General features: G+C 73.4%; 8 protein-coding genes. 6 read left to right on the forward strand and 2 right to left on the reverse strand.

Annotated features, from left to right (window positions below):
- Positions 1–1,541: DUF5941 domain-containing protein (locus AN218_RS00110; RefSeq protein WP_244900166.1), on the reverse strand; the 1,541-nt coding region annotated here is incomplete at its 3' end.
- A 439-nt stretch (positions 1,542–1,980) separates the two neighbouring features.
- On the opposite strand from AN218_RS00110, the gene galE reads away from it, so the two are divergent.
- From galE to idi, 3 genes are all read left to right on the forward strand, one after another.
- Positions 1,981–3,033, forward strand: a complete 1,053-nt coding sequence (galE, locus tag AN218_RS00115; RefSeq protein ID WP_070014372.1) for a UDP-glucose 4-epimerase GalE — start codon at positions 1,981–1,983, stop codon at positions 3,031–3,033.
- Positions 3,034–3,250: 217 nt separating this feature from the next.
- Entirely contained in the window at positions 3,251–4,186 is a 936-nt protein-coding gene (locus AN218_RS00120) for a cation diffusion facilitator family transporter (RefSeq protein ID WP_070014373.1), read from the forward strand.
- Positions 4,187–4,261: 75 nt separating this feature from the next.
- Positions 4,262–4,822 carry an isopentenyl-diphosphate Delta-isomerase gene (idi, locus tag AN218_RS00125; protein WP_070014374.1) on the forward strand — a complete coding sequence of 187 codons (561 nt, stop codon included), beginning with the start codon at positions 4,262–4,264 and terminating at the stop codon, positions 4,820–4,822.
- On the opposite strand, the gene AN218_RS00130 is transcribed toward idi, so the two are convergent.
- Positions 4,797–5,384, reverse strand: coding sequence for an ATP-binding protein (locus tag AN218_RS00130; RefSeq protein WP_244900165.1), 588 nt, complete (start codon positions 5,382–5,384; stop codon positions 4,797–4,799). The two genes, idi and AN218_RS00130, sit on opposite strands and share 26 nt — an antisense overlap.
- Positions 5,385–5,574: 190 nt before the next feature.
- Here AN218_RS00130 and AN218_RS00135 point away from each other — a divergent pair, with 190 nt between their 5' ends.
- From AN218_RS00135 to AN218_RS38680, 3 genes are all read left to right on the forward strand, one after another.
- A complete protein-coding gene (locus AN218_RS00135; protein WP_079131669.1) occupies positions 5,575–6,447 on the forward strand; it encodes an enoyl-CoA hydratase/isomerase family protein in 873 nt (290 codons plus the stop codon).
- A gap of 136 nt (positions 6,448–6,583) precedes the next feature.
- Positions 6,584–7,447, forward strand: coding sequence for an SCO6745 family protein (locus AN218_RS00140; RefSeq protein WP_070014375.1), 864 nt, complete (start codon positions 6,584–6,586; stop codon positions 7,445–7,447).
- Positions 7,448–7,569: 122 nt separating this feature from the next.
- On the forward strand, positions 7,570–7,695 hold the full coding sequence (locus AN218_RS38680; RefSeq protein WP_258396212.1) for an LPFR motif small protein: 126 nt from the start codon (positions 7,570–7,572) through the stop codon (positions 7,693–7,695).
- Positions 7,696–7,760: the final 65 nt, after the last annotated feature.

The following is a 7,760-nucleotide window of genomic DNA, read 5'->3' on the forward strand; positions in this document are numbered from 1 at the left end:
AGCCAGTCCAGCGCGCCCCGCAGCGGTACGGCGACGGCGAGACCCGAGGTCAGCGCGTACGCGAGCGCGGCCACGCACACCCAGACACCGCCCGCGGGCGTCCGCGGCGTCCACAGCGCGGTGCCGAGCAGCGCGGCGGTGCCCAGCAGCGCGAGCGCGGGCGGTCCATATCCCGGCAGACGCAGGCCCGTACGGCGCACCAGGGCGGCTACGCCCTCGGCGAGCGGGCCGCTGTCGGCGAGATCGGCCAGGGCCCGGGCGGCGCGGTCGGTGCTCCCCCGGAGCGCTCCGCCTGGGCGGGGGCCTCCGGCCTTCCTGGTCAGGGAGCGCAGCACGCGGCCCGCGGTGGTGTAGCAGGCGGCCAGGGCGCAGCCGGCGATGAGCACGACGAAGGTGATGCGGGGTGTGGTGCAGGCGGTCAACACCGCGATGAGGGCCCAGCGTTCACCGATCGGCAGGATGATCATGCGGCGCAGCCACACCGTCCAGCCGACGCTGTCGAGCCGGCTGGAGAGCGCCGCGGTGGGGCTGGTGTTGGCGGTGGCGTCGTGGTTCGCCTCGTTGAAGGAGAAGTCGACGACGTGCCGGACGGTCTGGAGCACCATCGCGCCGAGCGCCAGTCCCCAGACGTCGTCGCCGGCGCGGGCGGCGCCGAGGGCGAGACCCGCGTAGTAGGCGTACTCCTTGGCGCGGTCGAAGGTGGCGTCGAGCCAGGCGCCGAGGGTGGAGTACTGGAGGTCGTAGCGGGCGAGTTGGCCGTCGGTGGCGTCCAGGACGAACGAGGCGATCAGCAGCACGCCGGCGGCGACGAAGCCGCCGCGGGTGCCGGTCGCCGCGCAGGCGGCGGCGATCAGCGCGGTGACGAGGGAGGCGGTGGTGACCTGGTTCGGGGTGAGGCCGCGGCGGGCGCACCAGCGGGCGATGTAGCGGGAGTAGGGGCTGATGCAGAAAGTGGTGAAGAAGCCGTCCCGGGACTTCACCGCGTTCCGCAGGCGCACCGCCTCGTCGTCGACCGCCGCGACGGCCTCGCGTGCGGCGGCGCGGGACGCCTCGTCGGTGGGGACGGAGGCGTGCAGCGGGCCCAACTCGGGGCGGTGCACGGCGACTTCGTCCGCTTCGAGGGCGGCGGTCACGGCGTCGGGGAGGGTGCGCGGCGGTGCGGTCACGGCGCCCTCGTCGGCGGCTTCCCTGCCCGCGGCGCCCGCTCCCTCGGTGGCCGTGCCGACGGTGACCGTGCCGGCGGTGTCCCTACGGTGCAGGGCGCGTGAGAGTGCTCCGCGCGCCTGCGGCTGGACGGAGAGCGCGCCGGTGACCGCGCCCGCCGGGAAGCGGGGGTCGGTCAGCGCGAGCCGGAGGCTGTGGACGTGGCCGACGAAGTGCGGGTCGACGAGCGCGACCCTGGCACCGGCCGGGGCGGCGGCCACTTCGGCGGCGGCCTGCTCGGCGCCGTCCGCGACACGTACGTCGAACCCCAGCGACCGCAGGTCGCCCTCCAGCGGCGACCCCGCGACCGGCGGACCGGTGAGGATGGCGGTCGACAGTCGAACTCACTCCTTGGACGCGGAACGGCGCGACATCCGGCCTCGGGGACGGCCGGGCAGCGGGCAGGGTGCGCCGGGGCCCGTTCGGCTGCGGGCGGCGCGTCGGCAGAGGCTATCGGATCGAACAGGCGGGCTTTCATCGCGCGTTCACCGGACTGGTGTTGCACTGCCGCGACACAGCATGGTCGATCTTGGTCGGAGCGCCAAATGCGGGCGCCGGTGCGGCTCGACACCTGGGCGCGGCCCTCGGCGGGCGGTCGTACGCGGGGTGTGTGCGAGGTGTGCGCGGTGCGTGTGCGGTGGCGTCGGGACGTACGGGCCCGGCGGCCACGATCGGGTGATGGCCGCCGGGGCCCGCAGCGCGTGGGGCGCTCAACCGCGGGGCGAGCGGCCTCTCGCGGCCCGGCCGGGCCTCAGCGGCGGCGGATAGGCTGCCGCCATGACGTGGTTGATCACAGGTGGGGCAGGCTACATCGGCGCGCACGTCGCGCGGACGATGACGGAGGCCGGGGAGCGCGTGGTCGTCCTGGACGATCTCTCGGCCGGGCTGCCGGAGCGTCTGGAGGGGATGCCGGGTCCGCGGCCGGAGGCGGTCCTGGTGCGCGGCTCGGTCCTGGACCGCGCACTGGTCGAACGCACGCTGACGGAGCACGGGATCACGGGTGTGGTGCATCTCGCCGCCCGCAAGCAGGTCGGCGAATCGGTCGAACAGCCGCTGCGCTACTACCGGGAGAACGTGGGCGGGCTGACGGTGCTGCTGGAGGCGGTCGTCGCGGCCGGCGTCGAGCGCTTCGTCTTCTCCTCCTCCGCGGCGGTCTACGGCACCCCGGATGTCGACCTCGTCACAGAGGAGACGCCGTGCGTCCCGATGAATCCCTACGGTGAGACGAAGCTCACCGGCGAGTGGCTGGTGCGCGCCACGGCGCGTGCCACGGGCCTCTCGACGGCCTGCCTGCGCTACTTCAACGTCGCGGGCGCGGCCGAGCCCCGGCTCGCGGACACCGGCGTCTTCAACATCGTGCCGATGTTCTTCGACGCCCTCACCCGCGGCGAGGCCCCGCTGATCTTCGGCGACGACTATCCGACGCCGGACGGCACGTGCGTACGCGACTACATCCATGTGCAGGACCTGGCCGAGGCCCATCTCGCCGCGGCGCGGCGGCTTTCGGGCCGTGGCGGCGGCACGAGCGGCGGATCCGGGGGCGGCGAGCCGGGCGATGGCGTGAGCGAGCCCGGCGGTGACCTCACCCTCAACATCGGTACGGGCAGGGGCCTTTCGGTACGGGAGATGGCCGACCTCGTCGCCGAGATCACCGGCAAGCGCGAGCCCGCGGCACGGACCGCGCCCCGTCGGGCCGGCGACCCGGCACGGGTGGTCGCCTCGGCGGAGCTGGCGGAGAAGGAGCTGGGCTGGAGGGCACGGCACAGCGTGCGCGACATGATCACCTCCGCCTGGGAGGGGTGGTGCCTGCGCCACCCCGGCGCGCGCTGACGCGTCCGCGGCGCACGCCCCTCACCGCGCACCGCCCGGCGGCTTCCGCCGGCCCTCCGCGCTCCCGCCCGCTGCCCCCGGCCCCGTCCACAAACGCCCAGGTCACGGCACATGACAACGGTGTTCACCGTCGCGTTGCACCTGCCCCCGCGGCGTAGTTCACTTGCCACCGACAGGCGCGTGGCGCACGGGACCGAGGACGCGGAGGCTCGCAGCAATGGGCGCTGGGCACTCTCACGGAGGGCCCGCTCCGGCGGGGGGCGGCACCGCGGCGGCGGGCTACCGCAAGCGGCTGCGTGTGGCGCTCTTCATCACGCTCGGCGTGCTGGTCACCCAGATCGTCGGCGGGCTGCTCGCCGATTCGCTCGCGCTGCTGGCCGACGCGGGGCACATGGCGACCGACGCGCTCGGCCTGGCGATGGCCCTGCTCGCGATCCACTTCGCCAACAGGCCCGCGAGTGAACGGCGTACGTACGGCTTCGCCCGCGCGGAGATCCTCGCCGCGCTCCTCAACTGCCTTCTGCTGCTGGGAGTCGGCGGCTTCATCCTCTACGAGTCCGTCGAGCGCTTCATCGAACCGGCCGCCACCGACGGCCCCCTCACCGCCCTCTTCGGCGCCATCGGTCTGGTGGCGAACGTCGTCTCGCTCTCGCTGCTGCTGCGCGGCCAGCGGGAGAGCCTCAATGTGCGGGGCGCCTTCCTGGAGGTCCTCGCGGACGCGCTGGGCTCGCTGGCCGTGCTGGTCTCCGCCGCCGTCGTCGCGCTGACGGGCTGGCAGGCGGCCGACCCCGTCGCCTCGCTCGCCATCGGCGCGATGATCGTCCCGCGTACGGTCAAGCTCGCGCGCGAAGCCCTCGACGTACTGCTGGAGTCGGCGCCGCGCGATGTGGACATGGCCGAGGTGCGCGAGCACATCCTCGCCGTGGAGGGCGTGGTCGGTCTGCACGATCTCCATGTGTGGACGATCACTTCGGGCATGCCGGTGCTCTCGGCACATGTGGTGGTCACCCGGCAGACGCTGGACTCCGTGGGGCAGGAGAGAGTCCTGCACGATCTTCAGCTCTGCCTCGGCGACCATTTCGACGTGGAGCACTGCACGTTCCAGCTCGAGCCGCGCGGACATGCGGCCCACGAAGCCAAGTTGTGCCACTGATCTGCGGCAGACTGGGGCGCATTGCCGGCCGGCGGACGACGGACAAGCCCCGACAGCCCCCACAGAAGGAACACCATGGCGAACAGCACAGTCGCACCGATCATGCTCGAACTGGTCGATGAGGACGGTACGACCATCGGCACCGCGGAGAAGCTCTCCGCACATGTGGCGCCCGGCCGGCTGCACCGCGCGTTCTCCGTCTTCCTCTTCGACGACGCGGGACGGCTGCTGCTGCAACGCCGGGCGCTGGGCAAATACCACTCCCCCGGTGTGTGGTCCAACACCTGCTGCGGTCATCCCTATCCGGGCGAGGCGCCGTTCGCCGCCGCGGCGCGGAGGGTGAGCGAGGAGCTGGGCGTCGCGCCGTTCCTGCTGCGGGAGGCGGGCACAGTCCGCTACAACCACCCGGACCCCGAATCGGGGCTCGTGGAGCAGGAGTTCAACCATCTCTTCGCCGGGCTCGTACGGGACACGGTGCGCGCGGATCCGGAGGAGATCGCCGAGACCGCCTTCGTGACCCCGGAGGAGCTGAAGCGGCGGCACGCCGAAGGGGCGTTCTCGAGCTGGTTCATGACCGTCCTGGACGCGGCACGGCCCGCGATCGCCGAGGTCACGGGAGCGGCGGCCGGCTGGTGACGGCCGCGGGCGGCGGCGGGCCCGCCCCCAGCGGCAGCGGCAGCGCCGCCCAGACCACCTTCCCGCCCGTCGCGGTCGGCTCGACGTCGCAGACGCCGCCCGACTCGGACGTGATCACCTTCACCAGCAGCAGGCCCCGGCCGCCGATGTGCTCCTGATCGGGGTCGGCGGCCAGGGCCTTGGGCCGGTAGGGGTGGCTGTCCTCGACGGCGACGCGCAACCAGCCGCCGTGCAGGCGTACTTCGACCCCGATCTCGGGCGAGAGGAGCGCCGCGTGCCGTACGGCGTTGGAGGCCAGCTCGGAGAGGATCAGCAGCAGGCTCTGGAGGATCTCCTCCGGTACGACGCCCTGGCGGCGGACGAGGTCCCGTACGGCGTGCCGCAGTTGGGGCACGGACGCGTCGAGCGCGGGTGCGGTGAAGCGCCATGTGCCCTCGCACGCACGGGAAGGATCCCGCTCCTGGACCGGCAGCGCGGCCCCGGACGCAGCGCCCGGACCCGGCGGACGACTCCCGCGGCTGTCCATCTCCCGCACCCCGCTCTCCTCCGAGTGTTCTTGCATCCGAGCGTTCTTGCAGATGTACGTGCACCTTGAGTGTTGGTATGCCGGAGGCCACTTCCTGCCCACTGACCGCAAGTCGGCACTTATCGATGGCAATTGACAGAAGACTTACGCCCGGGACGGCTCTCTGACAGAGCTTGGCTCCACGCGGCGTCGGTCCACGGACCCGGCACGGCTACGATCCGTACACATGGAAGACGCGCACTCCGCAGGACCGGAACGCCCCGCACAGCCGGAGGGACCCGCGCAGCCGCCGCGGCCGCCGCAGTTCCCGCAGCCCGCACAGCCGGCCCTGCTCACCGAGCACGGCGACGGCGTCGCGCGGATCGTCCTGCACAATCCCGCCAAGCGCAACGCCATGACGGAGGCGATGTGGCGCGAGCTGCCCGGTCTGCTGGCGGGGCTCGCGGACGACACCTCCGTACGCGTCCTCGTCGTCACCGGAGCCGAGAACACCTTCTGCGCCGGCGCCGACATCGCCACGCTCCGTGAGTCCGCCGAGTCCTCGCAGGCGCTCGCGGTGGCGGCGGAGGAGGCGCTGAGCGCGTTCCCCAAGCCGACGCTGGCGGCGGTGCGCGGGCACTGCGTGGGCGGCGGCGCCCAGCTCGCGGCGGCCTGCGATCTGCGATTCGCCGCGCACGGCGCCCTGTTCGGCGTCACCCCGGCGAAGCTCGGCATCGTCTACCCGGCCTCCTCGACGCAGCGGCTGGTGCGGCTGGTCGGGCCCGCGACGGCCAAGTACCTGCTGTTCTCCGGGGAGTTGATCGACACCGACCGCGCGCTGCGGACCGGGCTGGTCGACGAGGTGCACCCGCCGGAGGAACTGGAGGCGCGGGTACGGGAGTTCACGCGTACGCTCGTCGAGCGCTCACAGCTCACACAGGCCGCGGCCAAGGAGTTCGCCGGGCCGGAGCCGGACGCCTCCCGCATGGAGCACTGGCGCCGCGAGGCCGCCGAGAGCGGGGAGGCGGCGGAGGGCGCCGCGGCGTTCCTGGAGCGGCGGGCACCGCGCTTCCGCTGGACGCCCGCCCCGGCGGACCGCAGCCACGGCGCCCCTGGCTGAGGGCTGGGGACTGAGGACGCCCCGGCTCCCGCGTACCGAGGGCACGGACGGCATCCGGCGGCCCCGCGGAACCGCCCGCCGGGACTGTGGCGCAGAGCACCGGGACACACTGTTTACCTCTCGGTAACGTGTGGCCATGACGTCTCTCCCGCAGGGCGCCGGACGGCGCTGCCACAACACGGTCAACCCGCTCCACTCGGCGGTGTACTTCTCCCCCGCACTGGGCAAGGAGCTTGCCCCGTACGGCATCGAGGACCCCAGCGCCGTCTACTTCGCCGGACGGGCCGCGCCGCTGGGCGCCGCCGGAGCCGGGACGGTCACCGCCACCTTCTACAACTTCAGCCACTCGCTCGTCGCGCGCTTCGTGCCCGCCGTGTGGGAGTCCGCCTCCCCGGCGACCGTGCTGGCCGCGCGGCTGCGCGCGGTCGACGCGATGCTGCGCGAACTCCTCGGCGAAGAGACCCTGTCCTCGCCGGAGATGACCGAGGCGGCACAGCTCGCGATGACGGCCGCGGACGCCTGCACCCGCCCCGGCCGCCCGCTCTACGCTGCCAACGCCGACCTGCCGATACCGGACGCCCCGCACCTGGCGTACTGGCACGCGGCCACGATGCTGCGCGAGCACCGCGGCGACGCGCACATCGCCGTTCTGCTCTCGGCGGGCCTGGACCCGCTGGAGGCGCTGGTCAGCCACACCGCCAGCGGACGCGGCATGGCGCCCAAGTGGGTGCTGTCGACGCGGGGTTACAACAAGCAGGACTGGGCGGCGGCCCAGGAGCGGCTGCGTGAGCGGGGGTTGCTGGACGCCGAGGGCGAACTCACCGCTGAGGGCGCCGAGTTGCGCAAGGAGCTGGAGCACGCCACCGACCGGCTGGACGGCGCGCCGTACGAGCACCTGGGCGAGGCCGGAGTCGCACGGCTCACCGAACTCGCGGGCGGATTCGCCGCGTCGGCGGCGAAGGCGGGCGCCTTCCCCGAGGACCTGTTCGGCAAGGGCTGACACGGCGGGCGCACGACGGGCGCGGGCGGCCGGAACGGCCACGGCGGCACCGGGGCGGCCACGGCCGCCTGTTGACGTACGCCGGACTGTTTACGTACGCCGACGGGGGTCACCCGCCCCGCATGTTCCGAGCTATCGCAGACGGCCTCCGGATGATCGGAGGCGCCATCGCCACCGTAGTGACCCTGCCCTTCCGCCTGCTGGCACGTCTCTTCGGAGGCGCCTCGCGGGCCGGCCGCAGGGTCTGAAGCCCCAACCTCCGGCAACGCGAGGGGAGTCGACGCCGGGACGGGCCCGTGTGCGGAACCATCCG

It is taken from the genome of Streptomyces nanshensis (assembly GCF_001751255.1).
Taxonomy (GTDB): Bacteria; Actinomycetota; Actinomycetes; order Streptomycetales; family Streptomycetaceae; genus Streptomyces; species Streptomyces nanshensis_A.